13 protein-coding genes and 7 tRNA genes are annotated in these 17,637 nt (G+C 53.8%); 15 read left to right on the top strand and 5 right to left on the bottom strand.

Annotated elements, in window-relative coordinates; translation table 11 throughout:
- Nucleotides 1–72: 72 nt before the first annotated feature.
- Together fldA and fur are read left to right on the top strand one after the other, a co-directional pair.
- Nucleotides 73–603 carry a flavodoxin FldA gene (gene fldA / locus LBF07_RS17475; RefSeq protein WP_008501067.1) on the top strand — a complete coding sequence of 177 codons (531 nt, stop codon included), beginning with the start codon at nt 73–75 and terminating at the stop codon, nt 601–603.
- Nucleotides 604–893: 290 nt separating this feature from the next.
- Nucleotides 894–1,340, top strand: coding sequence for a ferric iron uptake transcriptional regulator (gene fur / locus LBF07_RS17470; RefSeq protein WP_014169146.1), 447 nt, complete (start codon nt 894–896; stop codon nt 1,338–1,340).
- Between the two features lie 93 nt (nt 1,341–1,433).
- On the opposite strand, the gene chiQ is transcribed toward fur, so the two are convergent.
- From chiQ to nagE, 4 genes are all read right to left on the bottom strand, one after another.
- Nucleotides 1,434–1,763, bottom strand: a complete 330-nt coding sequence (gene chiQ, locus LBF07_RS17465; RefSeq protein WP_047061876.1) for a ChiQ/YbfN family lipoprotein — start codon at nt 1,761–1,763, stop codon at nt 1,434–1,436.
- A 47-nt stretch (nt 1,764–1,810) separates the two neighbouring features.
- Nucleotides 1,811–3,208, bottom strand: coding sequence for a chitoporin (chiP, locus tag LBF07_RS17460; RefSeq protein ID WP_023310769.1), 1,398 nt, complete (start codon nt 3,206–3,208; stop codon nt 1,811–1,813).
- Between the two features lie 446 nt (nt 3,209–3,654).
- Nucleotides 3,655–5,322, bottom strand: coding sequence for a glutamine--tRNA ligase (gene glnS, locus LBF07_RS17455; protein ID WP_094934387.1), 1,668 nt, complete (start codon nt 5,320–5,322; stop codon nt 3,655–3,657).
- A 169-nt stretch (nt 5,323–5,491) separates the two neighbouring features.
- Entirely contained in the window at nt 5,492–7,513 is a 2,022-nt protein-coding gene (gene nagE / locus LBF07_RS17450; protein WP_047633829.1) for an N-acetylglucosamine-specific PTS transporter subunit IIBC, read from the bottom strand.
- Nucleotides 7,514–7,841: 328 nt separating this feature from the next.
- Between nagE and nagB the strand changes: the two genes are divergently transcribed.
- The 12 genes from nagB (at nt 7,842) to LBF07_RS17390 (ending at nt 14,709) form a co-directional block, all read left to right on the top strand.
- Nucleotides 7,842–8,642 (top strand): glucosamine-6-phosphate deaminase, encoded by an 801-nt coding sequence (nagB, locus tag LBF07_RS17445; RefSeq protein ID WP_023310765.1) that lies wholly within the window; start codon nt 7,842–7,844, stop codon nt 8,640–8,642.
- 55 nt (nt 8,643–8,697) lie between these two features.
- A complete protein-coding gene (gene nagA, locus LBF07_RS17440; protein WP_094934388.1) occupies nt 8,698–9,846 on the top strand; it encodes an N-acetylglucosamine-6-phosphate deacetylase in 1,149 nt (382 codons plus the stop codon).
- 8 nt (nt 9,847–9,854) lie between these two features.
- Complete coding sequence (locus LBF07_RS17435; protein WP_094934389.1) at nt 9,855–11,075, top strand: N-acetylglucosamine repressor; 1,221 nt, start codon at nt 9,855–9,857, stop codon at nt 11,073–11,075.
- A gap of 45 nt (nt 11,076–11,120) precedes the next feature.
- On the top strand, nt 11,121–11,873 hold the full coding sequence (nagD, locus tag LBF07_RS17430; RefSeq protein WP_023310763.1) for a ribonucleotide monophosphatase NagD: 753 nt from the start codon (nt 11,121–11,123) through the stop codon (nt 11,871–11,873).
- Between the two features lie 249 nt (nt 11,874–12,122).
- The gene (asnB, locus tag LBF07_RS17425; RefSeq protein ID WP_023310762.1) at nt 12,123–13,787 is read left to right on the top strand and encodes an asparagine synthase B; all 1,665 of its coding nucleotides are present in this window, start codon (nt 12,123–12,125) and stop codon (nt 13,785–13,787) included.
- Between the two features lie 226 nt (nt 13,788–14,013).
- Nucleotides 14,014–14,090: transfer RNA gene (locus LBF07_RS17420), tRNA-Met, on the top strand.
- An 8-nt stretch (nt 14,091–14,098) separates the two neighbouring features.
- Nucleotides 14,099–14,183: transfer RNA gene (locus LBF07_RS17415), tRNA-Leu, on the top strand.
- A 23-nt stretch (nt 14,184–14,206) separates the two neighbouring features.
- Nucleotides 14,207–14,281, top strand: a tRNA-Gln gene (locus LBF07_RS17410).
- 32 nt (nt 14,282–14,313) lie between these two features.
- A tRNA-Gln gene (locus tag LBF07_RS17405) sits at nt 14,314–14,388 on the top strand.
- Nucleotides 14,389–14,405: 17 nt separating this feature from the next.
- Nucleotides 14,406–14,482, top strand: a tRNA-Met gene (locus LBF07_RS17400).
- Nucleotides 14,483–14,523: 41 nt separating this feature from the next.
- Nucleotides 14,524–14,598: transfer RNA gene (locus LBF07_RS17395), tRNA-Gln, on the top strand.
- Nucleotides 14,599–14,634: 36 nt separating this feature from the next.
- Nucleotides 14,635–14,709 (top strand) — tRNA-Gln (locus tag LBF07_RS17390).
- Nucleotides 14,710–14,824: 115 nt separating this feature from the next.
- On the opposite strand, the gene ubiF is transcribed toward LBF07_RS17390, so the two are convergent.
- Complete coding sequence (gene ubiF, locus LBF07_RS17385; protein WP_094934390.1) at nt 14,825–16,000, bottom strand: 3-demethoxyubiquinol 3-hydroxylase; 1,176 nt, start codon at nt 15,998–16,000, stop codon at nt 14,825–14,827.
- Nucleotides 16,001–16,135: 135 nt separating this feature from the next.
- Between ubiF and miaB the strand changes: the two genes are divergently transcribed.
- Nucleotides 16,136–17,560, top strand: a complete 1,425-nt coding sequence (miaB, locus tag LBF07_RS17380; protein ID WP_033144935.1) for a tRNA (N6-isopentenyl adenosine(37)-C2)-methylthiotransferase MiaB — start codon at nt 16,136–16,138, stop codon at nt 17,558–17,560.
- The last annotated feature ends 77 nt before the right edge of the window (nt 17,561–17,637 follow it).

The following is a 17,637-nucleotide window of genomic DNA, read 5'->3' as shown; positions in this document are numbered from 1 at the left end:
CTGCTATTATTGCCCTTATCCGTGGCCGAATTGCGCCACCATACTATTAAGTTTCAAGAGGTTATTTTACTCATGGCAATCATCGGCATTTTCTTTGGCAGTGATACCGGCAATACCGAAAATATCGCAAAAAACATTCAAAAACAGCTCGGTAAAGACGTTGCTGATGTGCATGACATCGCCAAGAGCAGCAAAGAAGATCTGGAAGGCTATGACATTCTGCTGCTGGGTATCCCAACCTGGTACTACGGTGAAGCCCAGTGCGACTGGGATGATTTCTTCCCGACGCTGGAAGAAGTGGACTTCAACGGTAAGCTGGTCGCCCTGTTTGGCTGTGGCGATCAGGAAGACTACGCCGAATACTTCTGTGACGCACTGGGCACCATCCGCGATATCATTGAGCCGAACGGCGCGGTTATCGTAGGCCACTGGCCGACCGCCGGTTACCACTTCGAAGCGTCTAAAGGCCTGGCCGATGACGATCATTTCGTAGGCCTGGCCATCGACGAAGATCGTCAGCCAGAACTGACCGCAGAGCGCGTTGAGAAGTGGGTGAAGCAGATCCGCGAAGAACTGCACCTGGATGATATTCTGAACGCCTGATTTTATCGCGGCGCAACTGCGGTTGCGCCCATGCTCCAGGTCAAACCGATTAAATTAATCGCTACAATCTTTTAACTTTTTCGCCCAGACCTGTACAATGTCTCCCTGATAAAACGTGGTTTTCCATTGAGCAAGTTTGTTGGTGATACCACGTTTTTATAAGCATATTTTGCCTGAGACTTGCAGTTTTCATTTAGCCATGGCAGTTCTATAATGAGACGCATTATCCCGGGTGCATTTTCTGTCACTTCCTACAGAAGTGAATCGTTTAGCAACAGGACAGATTCCGCATGACTGACAACAATACCGCATTAAAGAAGGCTGGCCTGAAAGTTACGCTTCCTCGGTTAAAAATCCTTGAAGTGCTTCAGGGTCCAGACAATCACCATGTCAGTGCGGAAGACCTTTATAAACGTCTTATCGACATGGGTGAAGAGATTGGGCTGGCTACCGTCTATCGCGTGCTGAACCAGTTTGATGACGCGGGCATTGTTACCCGTCATAATTTCGAAGGCGGTAAATCCGTTTTCGAACTGACCCAGCAGCAGCACCACGATCACCTGATCTGCCTCGATTGCGGCAAGGTCATTGAATTCAGCGATGATTCCATCGAAGCGCGCCAGCGTGAAATCGCTGCGCGTCATGGCATCCGCCTGACAAACCACAGCCTGTACCTTTACGGTCACTGCGCTGAGGGCGATTGCCGCGAAGACGATCACGCGCACGACGCGAAATAATAAGATTCATACTCTCAGCCAGCCGCAAGGCTGGCTTTTTTTTGCCTAAAAAAAGCCCGGTGGCGCAGAGCCACCGGGCATGATAACAGCGAATTAGTTACTGTTATTGCTTCGTATTTCTTTCCAAATCTGGTCGCAACGCTTCGCCACTTCCTGATCGTTACCGGTTTTACGCGCCTGAATACAGGCCTGGTAATCCATCACGCGGACGTTTTCCTGCGTCGCGAACTGCTCATGCGCTTTCTCTTTCTTCAGCACGTTCAGCACGCTCTGACAGGCTTGAATTTTCTCCGGCGATCCTTCCGCAGTATTTATGCAGGCGCTATACGCCTCCTTCAGACGGGAGTCCTCTTTCGGCGCCTGATTCTGAGCACACGCCACCAGCCCTGATGCCAGCAACGCGACGATTACAATTTTTTTCATCATGTGCAGTCTCCATGCCGGCGGGACTCAGCCCGCCGGTGCGTTCATCAGAAGATGGTGAATGGGGCAATAACCATGAATTTCACGTCACGCTCATCCTGGAAGATGTTGCCGTAACCGCCCGCATAGCTCGGGATATCGGAGTGGTTGTCATACTGGGTGAAGTGCAGTTTGAACATCGTGCCTTTCGCACGGCCATCCTGCAGGGTATAGATAGCATCAAGGCTGTAGGAAGACTCTTTCAGGCGATAGTTGGGATCGTAGTATGCGTCCGGCGTGGCCATATCGGCAGGTTTTGCGTCCCAGGCGTAAGCGTAAGAAGCGCCCACCGCCCAGCCAGGCAGGTTCCAGTTTTTCAGGTCATACATTGCGCCGAAGAAGACCGCTTTCTCGCCGTCGGCGTTGAAGTCTGAGCGATTATCCCACCAGATATCAAGACGACCGTTGGAGGAGGCGTAGGTCGGGGTCATACGCTGCAGGAAGTAGCCCTGCTGCCCTTCTGCCTTCACCCATGTGCCTTCCAGACGCAAATCAACCTGACCGACCTTGTAGCCGAAGGTTAACGCCTGCAGCCACGCGGTGCCGTCATAAATGTCGTTTACGCCACCGTTGCTGACCTTGTCGCGCGTACCGTAGAATTGGTAGCTGGTGCTCAGCGGGCTACCCGCGACATCAAATTTATAGCTGGCCTTGGCAAAATACTGATCGACATAGCCCTGTGCCTGACCAAATGCCGCTTCCAGCACCAGATCGTTTTTGAAGTCGTACTTCGCGCCCAACGAGTGCAGGTAATCGACTTTGGTTTTTTTATCGTTCTGGTAGAACTTGTCCATCTCGATGTGCCACGGTGCTTTGTACTCGTTGGTCCACATATAGGAGAAGCTCAACGCACCCGCATCACCGTAGTCAAAGTTCGCCCCGGCTTCGGCACCCTGATAGGTACCCGGCATAAAGCTCCAGTGCGGTGCTAACAGAGTCTGGCCAGTTGGCTGAATATAACCACCGCGCGCCCAGACCGGACCGTATTTAAATTTTGCAGCGGCTTTGTAAAGGCTAATGCCGCTCTTATCCCCGGACCAGTCTTCTTTATAGGCTTTGTTGCTGGAGGAGAAGGCAATTTCGTTCGGGTGGGCGCTGTCGCCGTTTTCCGCCATTTCAATCGCGGTAAACGCAGCAATATCCAGACCGAACATATCCGCGGCATAGCCTGACTGGAAGTCCAGGTTGGCATTCCAGGTGGAGTGAGAAAGGTTGGTTTTGTATTTGTCTTCGGTGACGTCTTTACGGTCACGTTCACGCTGCCAGTAATAAATACCGCCCGTGAGGGTAGAATCATCGATGAAGCCCGCCGCTTTCGCCTCTGGTGTCACCACCAGACCCGACATTGCTGTCACACCGGCAATAGCCAGCGCCAGCGCACTACGTTTGCCACTGAACGTACGCATAGATTATTCCTCTTTGACGAATTAAAACGCCTGAAGCGGCGTAAATAAAAAAGACCAAATGGTCAGGGGTAGCTTTAAATACCCTCGAATTAACTACCGTCTTTAGGTTATTTTTCGCGACGCGAATTATCAATGCTTTTTAGCGGACAAAAGTCAGGACTATGACGAAGTGCACATAATTGGTAGCGCTTTGTAACATTTGTGAGGAGGCGAGGAATGGCGGGGAATTATCAGGTATTTCAGTAGCTAGACGTGAGAATTCTTTCCTTTTTTATAACCTTTTTAATTTCCGCAATGATACAAACTTTTTTTTGAAAAATAAGTAGCACCTCATTGACCTGATATTTTTATGACGCCTTTTTAGGCCCTGTCTTAATACCCTGATCGTAAAATAAAAAAACGCCGCATAGTGCGGCGTTTGTCTCTCATTGACCAGAGCAGCAATATTATTCGCCGATCTTCGTCCAGGTATCACGCAGGCCTACGGTACGGTTGAATACCGGTTTTTCCGCCGTGCTGTAACGGCTGTCCAGGCAGAAGTAACCTTCACGTTCGAACTGGAACGCTTTGCCCGCTTCAGCGGCTTTCAGAGAAGGCTCCGCATAACCCTGCTTGATCACCAGAGATTCCGGGTTGATGGTCGCCAGGAAGTCTTCCGCTGCACCTGGGTTAGGCACGCTGAACAGACGATCGTACAGACGGATTTCTACCGGCAGCGCGTGGGAAGCGCTCACCCAGTGAATCACGCCTTTCACCTTGCGGCCATCCGCCGGATCTTTGCTCAGCGTTTCAGCGTCATATGAACAGAAGATGGTGGTGATATTCCCTTCCGCATCTTTCTCTACGCGCTCGGCTTTGATGACGTAGGCATTACGCAGACGCACTTCTTTACCCAGCACCAGACGCTTGTACTGCTTGTTGGCTTCTTCGCGGAAGTCAGCGCGGTCAATCCAGATGTCACCGCTGAACGGCACGTCACGGCTACCCATTTCCGGTTTGTTCGGATGGTTAGGCATGGAGACCAGCTCGCTTTCACCCTGCGGATAGTTTTCGATAACCAGCTTCACCGGGTCGATAACGGCCATCGCGCGCGGGGCGTTTTCGTTGAGATCTTCGCGAATGCAGGATTCAAGGGAGGCCATCTCGATGGTGTTGTCCTGCTTGGTCACGCCGATGCGTTTGCAGAACTCACGAATAGAGGCGGCAGTGTAACCACGACGGCGCAGACCAGAGATGGTTGGCATACGTGGGTCATCCCAGCCTTCAACGTGCTTGTCGGTCACCAGCAGGTTCAGCTTACGCTTGGACATCACGGTGTATTCCAGATTCAGACGAGAGAACTCGTACTGGCGCGGATGTACAGGAATGGTGATGTTGTCCAGAACCCAGTCGTACAGACGACGGTTGTCCTGAAACTCCAGCGTACACAGGGAGTGCGTAATGCCTTCCAGCGCATCGCTGATGCAGTGGGTAAAGTCGTACATCGGGTAGATGCACCACTTGTTGCCGGTCTGATGGTGTTCCGCGAACTTGATGCGGTACAGCACCGGATCGCGCATCACGATGAACGGAGACGCCATGTCGATTTTGGCACGCAGGCACGCTTCGCCTTCTTCGAAGCCACCGGCACGCATTTTTTCAAACAGCGCCAGGTTCTCTTCCACGCTGCGATCGCGGAACGGGCTGTTTTTGCCCGGGGCGGTCAGCGTACCGCGATATTCACGGATTTCATCAGCAGACAGTTCGTCAACGTACGCCAGACCCTTGTTGATCAGTTCAACCGCGTAGGCGTACAGCTGATCGAAATAGTCAGAGGAGTAGCAGATATCGCCAGACCAGTTGAAGCCCAGCCATTGCACGTCATTCTTGATGGACTCAACGTATTCGATGTCTTCTTTTACTGGATTGGTGTCATCGAAACGCAGGTTGCACTGTCCCTGGTAGTCTTGTGCAATGCCAAAGTTCAGGCAGATGGACTTCGCATGCCCGATATGCAGGTAGCCGTTCGGCTCCGGCGGGAAGCGGGTATGAACTGTGGTGTGCTTACCACTGGCCAGATCTTCATCGATGATCTGACGAATAAAGTTACTCGGGCGGGCTTCTGCCTCACTCATCGTGGATTCCTCAAAGCGTAAACAACGTATAACGGCATATGATCTTATAAGCCGGACGTAGTGACAACCCTTAAAACGTCTCTGAAGAAAATAATGGGGGCGTTTGCTGCAAAAAAAAGCGGCGGAGGATATCCCCCGCCGCTTAAGGCATGACTCTACTCAGGAGCGATTACTTGCCTTTAATCTCATACAGCGGTGTTTGACCCGCAACAACCTGACCTTTCGCCTGAATGACCAGGCCACTGAAGTCATCGATGTTGCTGCAAACGACCGGGCTTATCATGGAGCGCGCGTTGGCGTTCAGGAAGTCCAGATCCATTTCCAGAATCGGCTGCCCGGCCACCACTTCAGCGCCCTCTTCCACCAGGCGAGTAAAGCCCTGACCGTTCAGCGCAACGGTATCGATACCCATGTGGACAACGATCTCCGCGCCATTTTCGGTTTCGAGGCAGAACGCGTGGTTGGTGTTGAAGATTTTCACGATGGTACCGGCCGCCGGAGACACAACGGTTTTGTCCGTTGGTTTCACCGCCACACCGTCACCAACAGCTTTGCTGGCGAAGGCTTCGTCAGGCACCTGCTCAATCGCAACCACTTCACCTGTTACCGGTGAAACCAGCGCGGCTACCGTTTTGGCGTTCGGTACCGCCTGCGGTTTTGCAGCCGCTGGCGCGGCGGCAGGTGCGGCAGAAGCTTCTGCTGCGGCTACCGGACCAGTGGTTTTCATGGCATTAGCAATTTTCTCTGCCACGAAGCCAACGATAATCTGCACGCTGGTTTTGTTCAGGCGGATAACGCCGGAAGCACCCAGACGTTTGGCCAGCGCTTCGTTCACCAGGGAAGAGTCTTTGACGTTCAGACGCAGACGAGTGATACAGGCGTCGATACCGGTCAGGTTGTCAGAACCGCCGACAGCGGCGATGTACTGACGCGCCAGGCCTGAAACGTCCTGATCCTGAGCACCGCTCACGTTCACATCCTGACCATCCGCTTCGCTACCGGCCACGGCCAGTTCACGACCCGGGGTCATCAGGTTGAATTTGGTGATAGTGAAACGGAACACCATGTAGTAGATCGCGAAGAACACCAGACCTTGCGGGATCAGCATCCACCAGTGGGTCGCCAGCGGGTTACGGGACGACAGCACCATATCCACCAGACCGGCGCTGAAGCCGAAACCGGCAATCCAGTGCATGCTGGCAGCGATGAACACGGAGATACCGGTCAGCACGGCGTGGATCACATACAGAACCGGCGCCACGAACATGAAGGAGAACTCCAGCGGCTCGGTGATACCGGTGAAGAAGGCCGCGAACGCCCCCGCCATCATGATACCCAGCACTTTTGCTTTGTTCTCTGGACGCGCGCAGTGGTAGATAGCCAGCGCAGCACCCGGCAGACCAAACATCATGATCGGGAAGAAGCCCGCCTGGTAACGACCGGTGATACCGACAACCGCTTTACCTGCTTCGATGGACTGTGCGCCACCCAGGAAGTTAGGGATATCGTTAATACCGGCAACGTCGAACCAGAATACGGAGTTCAGCGCGTGGTGCAGACCGACCGGGATCAGCAGACGGTTGAAGAACGCGTACACGCCCGCACCGACAGAACCCAGTTTCTGGATGTGCTCACCGAAGTTCACCAGACCGTCGAAAATCATCGGCCAGACGTACATCATGATGAACGCGACAACGATCATCACAAACGAGGTCAGGATAGGAACCAGGCGGCGACCGCTAAAGAAGGAGAGCGCTTTTGGCAGCTCTACGCTGCTGAAGCGGTTATACAGTTCGGCGGAGATGATACCCACAAGGATACCGACAAACTGGTTGCTGATCTTACCGAATGCTGCCGGAACCTGGTCCGCCGGAATTTTTTGGATCATGGCCACCGCTGCAGGCGAGCAGAGGGTGGTTAACACGAGGAAACCGACAAAACCCGTCAGCGCAGCGGCACCGTCTTTGTCTTTGGACATACCGTAAGCCACACCAATCGCGAACAACACGGACATGTTGTCGATAATGGCGGAACCTGACTTGATAAAGAACGCCGCCAGCGCGCTGGTATTACCCCAGCCGTTGGGGTCGATCCAGTAGCCGACACCCATCAGGATGGCTGCGGCAGGCAGCGTGGCGACCGGCACCATAAGCGCGCGGCCAACCTTTTGTAAATAACCTAGAATACTCACTTTCTTCCCCCTATGAGACCCCGTTTAAGGCATGTTCTCAGCTCTGTTTTTTATTGTGTCACGAACTATAGATACAGTTGATGCTTCACTGGCATTGTGAGTGTGTGAAAAATTAATTCGTATCGCAAATTAAACGCGTACTTTTTGTGATTTTTGTCACCAAATATCGTTATTCACCCTCCCTTACACTGGCTAACAGCGAAAACTTATTTTATCATTCAAAAAATCAAGACGGATTGATCCGGCCTGAAAGTTTCCAGGTTACGCTTAAGTATCAGGTCCCGATAGCCATCCGCCCACTCTTCTACTTAAACTCTTGAGGTGAACAATGAGACTGATTCCCCTGGCAACTGCTGAACAAGTCGGTAAATGGGCCGCTCGCCATATCGTTAACCGTATTAACGCCTTTAAACCGACCGCCGATCGTCCTTTCGTTCTTGGACTTCCGACAGGCGGCACGCCGCTGACCGCCTATAAGGCGCTGGTTGAGATGCATAAAGCAGGCCAGGTTAGCTTCAAACATGTTGTGACCTTCAATATGGATGAATACGTTGGCTTACCGAAAGACCACCCGGAAAGCTACCATAGCTTTATGCACCGTAATTTCTTTGATCACGTTGATATTCCATCTGAAAATATTAACCTGCTGAATGGAAACGCGCCTGATATTGACGCAGAATGCCGTCAGTATGAAGAAAAAATCCGTTCTTACGGTAAGATCCACCTGTTCATGGGTGGTGTAGGTAATGATGGTCATATCGCGTTTAACGAACCGGCGTCATCTCTGGCTTCCCGCACCCGTATTAAAACGCTGACCCATGACACGCGCGTGGCAAACTCCCGCTTCTTTGACGGCGATGTTAACCAGGTTCCAAAATACGCCCTGACCGTAGGCGTAGGCACCCTGCTGGATGCCGAAGAAGTGATGATTTTGGTGCTGGGCGGCGTGAAAGCGCAAGCGCTCCAGGCTGCCGTTGAAGGCAACGTTAACCATATGTGGACCATCAGCTGCCTGCAGCTGCATCCTAAATCCGTCATCGTCTGCGACGAACCGTCCACGATGGAGCTGAAGGTTAAAACGCTGAAATACTTCAACGAGTTAGAAGCTGAGAACATCAAAGGTCTGTAATTGAATAACCGCCTCTTCATCAAGAGGCGGCCGCTTTTTTTAACCGGGGGTCGTTATGTACGCTTTAACCCACGGTCGGATTTATACCGGCCATGAAATTCTGGATGACCATGCGATTGTTATCGCTGATGGCCTGATTGAACGTGTTTGTCCGCTGGCAGAACTGCCGCCGGAGATTGAACAGCGCTCACTCAATGGAGCAGTAATCTCCCCCGGTTTCATCGACGTACAGCTCAACGGCTGCGGCGGTGTGCAATTCAATGACACCGCGGATGCGGTGACGGTCGAAACGCTGGAGATCATGCAGAAGGCCAACGAGAAATCGGGCTGCACCAGCTATCTGCCAACGCTCATCACCAGCAGTGATGACCTCATGAAGCAGGGTATCCGCGTGATGCGCGAATACCTGGCCAAACACCCTAATCAGGCGCTGGGTCTGCACCTTGAAGGGCCATGGCTGAATATGGTCAAGAAAGGAACGCATAACCCGGATTACGTGCGTAAACCTGATGCGGAGCTGGTTGACTACATGTGTGCGAACGCCGATGTGATCGTCAAAGTGACGCTGGCGCCTGAAATGACGGGTACGGATGTCATCAGCAAACTGGCTGGTGCCGGAATTATCGTTTCAGCAGGTCACTCAAACGCGACGCTGAAAGAAGCGAAAGCCGGTTTCCGCGCGGGGATTACCTTCGCAACGCACCTTTACAACGCCATGCCGTATATCACAGGCCGTGAACCGGGTCTGGTCGGGGCTATTCTGGATGAGCCAGACGTTTACTGCGGCATTATTGCTGACGGCTTACACGTCGATTACACCAACATTCGCAACGCTAAGCGGCTGAAAGGTGACAAGCTTTGTCTGGTGACGGATGCCACCGCACCGGCAGGTGCAAATATTGAGCAGTTCATTTTTGCCGGTAAAACAATATACTACCGCAATGGACTGTGTGTGGATGAAAACGGTACGCTGAGCGGTTCCTCTTTAACCATGATTGAAGGGGTGCGTAACCTGGTTGAACATTGCGGGATTGCGCTTGATGAAGTCCTGCGTATGGCCACCCTTTATCCGGCGCGCGCAATGGGCGTGGATAAACAGCTCGGCGAAATTGCACCAGGTATGGTTGCAAACCTGACGGCATTCACACACGATTATAAAATTATTAAGACCATCGTTAATGGTAACGAGGTCGTCACTGAGTAAGTAAAAGTATGACACCTGGCGGACAAGCTCAAATCGGTAATGTCGATCTCGTTAAACAACTTAACAGTGCGGCGGTATACCGCCTGATTGACCAGCACGGACCAATCTCGCGAATTCAGATAGCCGAACAGAGCCAGCTTGCTCCCGCCAGCGTGACAAAAATTACCCGCCAGCTCATTGAGCGCGGTCTGATCAAAGAAGTCGATCAGCAGGCCTCCACCGGAGGCCGCCGCGCCATCTCCATTATTACCGAAACCCGCAATTTTCAGGCCATTGGCGTCCGTCTGGGCCGTCATGACACCACGCTCACGCTGTACGATCTGAGCAGTAAAGCGATTGCGGAAGAGCACTACCCTCTTCCGGAGCGCACTCAGGAGACGCTTGAGCATGCGCTGCTGAATACCATTGCGCAGTTTATTGAAAGCTGTCAGCGCAAGATCCGTGAACTCATTGCCATCTCCGTGATTCTGCCAGGACTGGTCGACCCGGAAAGCGGCGTGATCCGCTATATGCCGCATATTCAGGTTGAAAACTGGGGGCTGGTCGACGCGCTGGAAAAGCGTTTTAAGGTGACCTGCTTTGTGGGCCACGACATTCGCTCTCTGGCGCTGGCAGAGCACTACTTTGGTGCGAGCCAGGACTGTGAAGACTCTATTCTGGTGCGCGTTCACCGCGGAACGGGCGCCGGTATTATCTCTAACGGCCGTATTTTTATTGGTCGCAACGGTAACGTCGGCGAGATCGGCCACATTCAGGTTGAACCCCTCGGGGAGCGCTGCCACTGCGGCAACTTCGGCTGCCTTGAAACGATTGCCGCCAACACGGCCATCGAGCAGCGCGTTCGCCATCTCCTTGAACAGGGTTACCACAGCCGCGTCACGCTGGACGATTGCAAGATAGGCACCATCTGCAAAGCCGCCAATAAAGGCGACGCGCTGGCCTGTGAAGTGATCGAGCAGGTAGGCCGCCATCTGGGGAAAACCATCGCCATCGCCATTAACCTGTTTAACCCCCAGAAAGTGGTGATCGCCGGTGAAATTGTGGAGGCGGAAAAGGTGCTGCTCCCCGCCATTGAAGGCTGTATTAACACCCAGGCGCTGAAAGCATTCCGCCAGAACCTCCCGGTGGTTCGTTCAAAGCTTGACCATCGCTCGGCGATTGGCGCGTTCGCGCTGGTCAAACGCGCCATGCTCAACGGAATTCTGCTGCAGCATTTGCTGGAAAGTTGATCGGACCTTATAGTAACGCCTTCTTTTTTTGATGTCGGACTGTCCATGACCATTAAGAATGTAATTTGTGATATCGACGGCGTGCTGATGCACGACAACGTTGCCGTGCCGGGTGCTGCGGAGTTTCTTCACCGCATCATCGACAAAGGAATGCCTCTGGTTCTGCTCACGAACTACCCTTCCCAAACCGGTCAGGATCTGGCTAACCGCTTTGCCACGGCGGGCGTCGACGTTCCGGACAGCGTGTTTTATACCTCGGCAATGGCCACGGCGGATTTTCTGAAGCGTCAGGAAGGGAAAAAAGCCTACGTGGTGGGTGAAGGTGCGCTGATACACGAGTTGTACAAAGCTGGCTTTACCATCACTGACGTGAACCCGGACTTCGTGATTGTCGGCGAAACGCGCTCCTTTAACTGGGAGATGATGCATAAGGCAGCATACTTTGTCGCCAGCGGCGCGCGCTTTATCGCGACCAACCCGGATACGCACGGCCGTGGTTTTTATCCGGCCTGCGGCGCGCTGTGCGCCGGTATCGAAAAAATCTCAGGTCGTCAGCCGTTTGTAGTCGGTAAACCGAGCCCGTGGATCATTCGTGCCGCGCTCAACAAGATGCAGGCCCACTCTGAAGAAACCGTTATTGTCGGCGACAACCTGCGCACCGATATTCTGGCCGGATTCCAGGCGGGTCTGGAGACGATTCTGGTCCTCTCCGGCGTCTCTCAACTTGATGACATTGATTCGATGCCGTTCCGGCCAAGCTGGATTTACCCCTCCGTCGATGAAATCGACATCATCTGATACCGAACCACGCCTCAGGGCGTGGTTTTTCATTTATGGCCTACAAAAATAAATTCTCATCTAACAAAAAGCACGTTTCATTGCATAATCATCAATAAAAGAATTTCTGGCGTGCTCTTTTTTCACTATTCCGCAATCACTGTTGCACTATTTCCGTTTTCACCCGTAAAACGCTTGCGCGCCCTGCCCCTTTGCGGCATTTTCATAAGCAAGCAACATTACAAAGCAACAGGGTTAACGGAGAAGGTTATGTGTTCAATTTTTGGCGTACTGGATATTAAAACTGACGCGGGCGAACTGCGTAAAAAGGCACTCGAACTGTCCCGCCTGATGCGCCACCGCGGTCCGGACTGGTCAGGCGTTTACGCCAGTGATAAAGCGATTCTGGCTCACGAACGTCTGTCCATTGTTGACGTCAACGCCGGTGCACAGCCGCTGTATAACGAGAAAAAAACGCACGCGCTGGCTGTCAACGGTGAAATCTACAACCACCAGGCGCTGCGCGCCGAATACGGCGACCGCTACGCGTTCCAGACCGGTTCTGACTGTGAAGTGATCCTGGCGCTGTATCAGGAGAAAGGGCCCGAGTTCCTGGACGACCTGCAGGGCATGTTCGCCTTCGCCCTGTACGACAGCGAAAAAGACGCTTATCTGATTGGCCGTGACCACATCGGCATTATCCCGCTGTACATGGGCCACGATGAGCACGGCAACTTCTACGTCGCCTCTGAAATGAAAGCCCTGGTGCCGGTATGCCGCACCATTAAAGAGTTCCCGGCGGGCAGCTATCTGTGGAGCAAAGACGGCGAGATCCGTTCCTATTACCAGCGTGACTGGTTCGACTATGATGCGGTAAAAGACAACGTCACGGACAAAGCCGAGCTGCGTCAGGCCCTGGAAGATTCCGTCAAAAGCCACCTGATGTCTGATGTGCCCTACGGCGTGCTGCTCTCCGGCGGTCTGGACTCCTCCGTGATCTCCGCGATCACCAAGAAATTCGCGGCCCGTCGCGTGGAAGATCAGGAGCGCTCAGAAGCCTGGTGGCCACAGCTGCACTCTTTTGCCGTTGGCCTGGAAGGCGCACCTGACCTGAAAGCCGCGCAGGAAGTGGCGAACCACCTCGGCACCGTGCACCATGAGATTCACTTCACCGTGCAGGAAGGTCTGGATGCGATCCGCGATGTGATCTATCACATTGAAACCTATGACGTGACCACCATCCGCGCCTCAACGCCGATGTACCTGATGTCGCGTAAGATCAAAGCGATGGGCATCAAGATGGTGCTCTCCGGTGAAGGTTCTGACGAAGTGTTTGGCGGCTACCTGTACTTCCACAAAGCGCCGAACGCCAAAGAGCTGCACGAAGAAACCGTGCGTAAGCTGCAGGCGCTGCACATGTTCGACTGTGCGCGTGCCAACAAAGCGATGTCGGCCTGGGGCGTGGAAGCGCGCGTGCCGTTCCTGGATAAGAAATTCCTCGACGTGGCGATGCGCATCAACCCGCAGGACAAGATGTGCGGCAACGGCAAAATGGAAAAACATATCCTGCGTGAGTGTTTTGAATCCTACCTGCCGGCGAGCGTGGCATGGCGTCAGAAAGAGCAGTTCTCTGATGGCGTTGGTTATAGCTGGATCGACACCCTGAAAGAGGTCGCGGCGAAACAGGTTTCTGACCAACAGCTGGAAACCGCGAGCTTCCGCTTCCCGTACAACACGCCGGGCTCGAAAGAAGCCTATCTGTATCGTGAAATTTTTGAAGAGCTGTTCCCGGTACCGAGTGCCGCGGAGTGCGTACCGGGTGGCCCGTCCGTCGCCTGCTCTTCTGCCAAAGCGATTGAATGGGATGAATCTTTCAAATCCATGAACGATCCGTCAGGACGCGCGGTAGGCGTTCATCAGTCAGCCTACAAATAATCACTCAGATCGCAATCAGGCCCCTCAGGGGCCTGATTTTTTTGCCTCCCATTTCACCGTCTAAATCTGATTAATAACCAATAATTGCCGAATATTCGGCCACGCTGTTCGCAACCTAACCAAACAGTCACATTCCGGCTATTTTCGTTGAAAAAGGTGTTGACGCTGCAAGGGTCTATACGCATAATGCGCCCCGCAACGCCGATAAGGTAACGCGAAAAAAGATGGCTACGTAGCTCAGTTGGTTAGAGCACATCACTCATAATGATGGGGTCACAGGTTCGAATCCCGTCGTAGCCACCATCTTTTTTGCGGGAGTGGCGAAATTGGTAGACGCACCAGATTTAGGTTCTGGCGCCGCAAGGTGTGCGAGTTCAAGTCTCGCCTCCCGCACCATTCCCGGGTAAGCGTTGCACGGATGGGGTATCGCCAAGCGGTAAGGCACCGGTTTTTGATACCGGCATTCCCTGGTTCGAATCCAGGTACCCCAGCCATATTTCTTCGATTTTGCGGTTCTCCGCGGTATTGGGGTATCGCCAAGCGGTAAGGCACCGGTTTTTGATACCGGCATTCCCTGGTTCGAATCCAGGTACCCCAGCCATCGAAGATTGCAGTACTGGCTACGTAGCTCAGTTGGTTAGAGCACATCACTCATAATGATGGGGTCACAGGTTCGAATCCCGTCGTAGCCACCAAATTAAGATTATCGATTTTTTCGGTAATCAAGACAAATTGTTGGGGTATCGCCAAGCGGTAAGGCACCGGATTCTGATTCCGGCATTCCGAGGTTCGAATCCTCGTACCCCAGCCAATTTAAAAAGTCGTTAAGCAGTTTGTTTAACGCAATTGGGGTGTCGCCAAGCGGTAAGGCTCTGGTTTCTGATACCAGCATTCCGGGGTTCGAATCCCTGCACCCCAGCCACTTAAGTAACAAAAAAGCCCGCTCTGCGGGTTTTTTTGTTTTTGTTGTTCAGGATGGTGCGGCCTGGCCTGATGCCCTCACCCTGACCCTCTCCCACTGGGAGAGGGGAAAAAGATTACAGTCCCAGCGCGTATTTCAGCGCCTGACGCTTCAGACCACCGGCACGTTCCGCTGCCATCAATCCAATATTACGCAGAATGCGCACCGGGGCTAAGTCATTGCTGAACCCGGCATAGAACAGATCCATCCCCGACTGCATAATAAAGTTATCCGCCATGCGTCGCGTCTGGTAACGCTTCAGGACCTGATGGCTGGGCCAGTTTTCCGCGTGCCCGCGGGCGCTGCTCAGCACATCCAGTAACGCATCGACATCACGGTACCCCAGGTTCACGCCCTGCCCGGCCAGCGGATGAATGGTGTGTGCCGCATCGCCCACCAGCGCCAGCCCTTCACGGGCATACTGCAAAGCATGGCGGCGCGTGAGCGGAAATGCACCTGCAGCGACCGGCGTCACGTTGCCCAGACGGCTCGGGAAATGCAGGCGGATTTCCCGCTGCAATTGTTCCATTGTAAGCCCCTGCAGCTGGCGAATGCGTGCCGGTTTGTCGTACCAGACCAGCGATGCCCAGTTATCAAACAGCGGTAAAAAGGCATGCGGGCCATTCGGCGTAAAGTGCTGCCACGTGCTTTCACCCGGCGCATGCTCGCACTCGACGGTAATCAGCATGCAGGACTGCTCATACTGCCAGGCATGAACGCCAATTCCCGCCATCTGTCTGACCTGCGAGTTAGCGCCGTCCGCTCCGACGACGAGCTTCACGGCCAGTTCATCGCCGCTGTCGAGCGTCAGCAAATACCCGCTCTCGTGAGGATGCAGTGCCTTAATCGACGCCGGAACGCGCAGCGTCACCTTCGGATGCGCCTCCAGCGCCTGCCAGAGCGCCTGCTGAAGCACGTTGTTTTCCACCATATAACCCAGGCGCGGCAGCTTCAGCTCAGCGGCATCAAACGCGACGTGGGCATTTTCCCACTCCCAGGTTTCAAGACGGCTGTAAGGATGGGCGCGCATCGCCAGCACCGCCTCCCAGACGCCCAGCCCGCGCAGCAGATCGACGGACGCCGCGCTGATCGCGGATATGCGCACATCCGGTTTGCTCGCGGGATCGAAGGCCGGCGGAGCAGCCTGTTCAATTACCGTTACCTCAAATCCCTGCTGCGCCAGCCCCAGCGCCAGCGCGCCGCCGACCATACCGCCGCCGACAACGGCAACTTCGGTGTGTAGGAGTGTCATGGTCAATTTTCCTTATTGGAGAATCCCTTAAGTTTACCGGATTTTTGCGGTCCTGAGACACATAACCTTCATACTGGTCACAACCCCACCAAAGCATTACAATACGCGGCTTGCAATCCTGAGCTGAGCAAGTCGATGACTAAAAAACTCCATATAAAAACCTGGGGCTGTCAGATGAACGAATACGATTCATCCAAGATGGCCGATCTGCTGGATTCAACCCACGGATACCAGCTGACTGAAAATGCGAAAGAAGCGGACGTGCTGCTGCTGAACACCTGTTCGATTCGTGAAAAAGCGCAGGAAAAAGTCTTTCACGTGTTAGGCCGCTGGAAGCTACTCAAACGAAAAAATCCGGATCTGATCATCGGGGTGGGTGGCTGCGTCGCATCGCAGGAAGGTAAGCTGATCCGCCAGAGAGCCCCGTATGTGGATATCGTCTTTGGCCCTCAGACCCTGCACCGCCTGCCGGAGATGATCAATCAGGTTCGCGGCAACCGTAGCCCGGTCGTTGACGTCAGCTTCCCGGAAATCGAAAAGTTTGACCGTCTGCCGGAGCCGCGCGCCGATGGCCCGACCGCCTTCGTCTCCATCATGGAAGGCTGCAACAAATATTGCACTTACTGCGTGGTGCCTTACACCCGTGGTGAAGAAGTCAGCCGTCCGGCAGACGATATTCTGTTTGAAATTGCGCAGCTTGCCGCGCAGGGCGTTCGCGAAGTGAACCTGCTGGGCCAGAACGTGAACGCCTGGCGCGGGGAAAACTACGACGGCACCACCGGCAGCTTTGCCGAACTGCTGCGTCTGGTGGCCGCGATTGACGGTATCGACCGCATTCGCTTTACCACCAGCCACCCGATGGAGTTTACCGACGACATCATTGACGTGTATCGCGATACGCCAGAGCTGGTGAGCTTCCTGCACCTGCCGATTCAGTGTGGCTCTGACCGCGTGCTGAACCTGATGGGCCGCCCGCATACGGTGCTGGAGTACAAGTCCACCATTCGCAAGCTGCGCGAAGCCCGTCCGGATATCCAGATCAGCTCCGACTTTATCGTCGGCTTCCCTGGCGAAACTGCTGATGACTTCGAGCGCACCATGAAGCTCATCGGTGAAGTGAATTTTGACGTCAGCTACAGCTTCATCTTCTCTGCGCGTCCAGGAACACCAGCGGCCGATATGGTTGACGATGTGCCGGAAGAAGAGAAAAAGCAGCGTCTGTATATTCTGCAGGAGCGTATTAACCAGCAGGCCAACGCGTGGAGCCGCCGTATGCTCGGCACCGTTCAGCGCATTCTGGTGGAAGGCACCTCCCGCAAGAGCATTATGGAACTCTCCGGTCGTACCGAAAACAACCGCGTGGTGAACTTTGAAGGCACCCCGGATATGATCGGTAAATTCGTGGACGTCGAGATTGTCGAAGTGCTGACCAACTCGCTGCGCGCGAAGCTGGTACGCACCGAGGACGAAATGGGCCTGCGTATTGCCGAGTCACCGGAATCCGTGATCTCTCGTACCCGTAAAGAAAACGATTCTGGCGTGGGGATTTACCAGCCTTAATCCTCCTGGCCTGCCTTTCCGGCAGGCCTTGTATTTCCTCTCATCGTCCCCAATATCTTCCGCAACGCTTGCGCCTT

It is taken from the genome of Enterobacter cloacae complex sp. ECL352 (assembly GCF_020149545.1).
Taxonomy (GTDB): Bacteria; Pseudomonadota; Gammaproteobacteria; order Enterobacterales; family Enterobacteriaceae; genus Enterobacter; species Enterobacter asburiae_B.
The sequence above is the reverse complement of the archived record's forward strand: the minus strand, read 5'-3'. Positions and strand labels throughout refer to the sequence as shown.

Coding starts and splice junctions, on each gene's coding strand:
- nagD (WP_023310763.1), top strand. CDS start 11,121: ATGACCATTAAGAATGTAATTTGTGATATCGACGGCGTGCTGATGCAC.
- chiP (WP_023310769.1), bottom strand. CDS start 3,208: ATGCGTACGTTCAGTGGCAAACGTAGTGCGCTGGCGCTGGCTATTGCC.
- glnS (WP_094934387.1), bottom strand. CDS start 5,322: ATGAGTGAGGCAGAAGCCCGCCCGAGTAACTTTATTCGTCAGATCATC.
- chiQ (WP_047061876.1), bottom strand. CDS start 1,763: ATGAAAAAAATTGTAATCGTCGCGTTGCTGGCATCAGGGCTGGTGGCG.
- miaB (WP_033144935.1), top strand. CDS start 16,136: ATGACTAAAAAACTCCATATAAAAACCTGGGGCTGTCAGATGAACGAA.
- ubiF (WP_094934390.1), bottom strand. CDS start 16,000: ATGACACTCCTACACACCGAAGTTGCCGTTGTCGGCGGCGGTATGGTC.
- nagA (WP_094934388.1), top strand. CDS start 8,698: ATGTACGCTTTAACCCACGGTCGGATTTATACCGGCCATGAAATTCTG.
- asnB (WP_023310762.1), top strand. CDS start 12,123: ATGTGTTCAATTTTTGGCGTACTGGATATTAAAACTGACGCGGGCGAA.
- fur (WP_014169146.1), top strand. CDS start 894: ATGACTGACAACAATACCGCATTAAAGAAGGCTGGCCTGAAAGTTACG.
- fldA (WP_008501067.1), top strand. CDS start 73: ATGGCAATCATCGGCATTTTCTTTGGCAGTGATACCGGCAATACCGAA.
- nagB (WP_023310765.1), top strand. CDS start 7,842: ATGAGACTGATTCCCCTGGCAACTGCTGAACAAGTCGGTAAATGGGCC.
- LBF07_RS17435 (WP_094934389.1), top strand. CDS start 9,855: ATGACACCTGGCGGACAAGCTCAAATCGGTAATGTCGATCTCGTTAAA.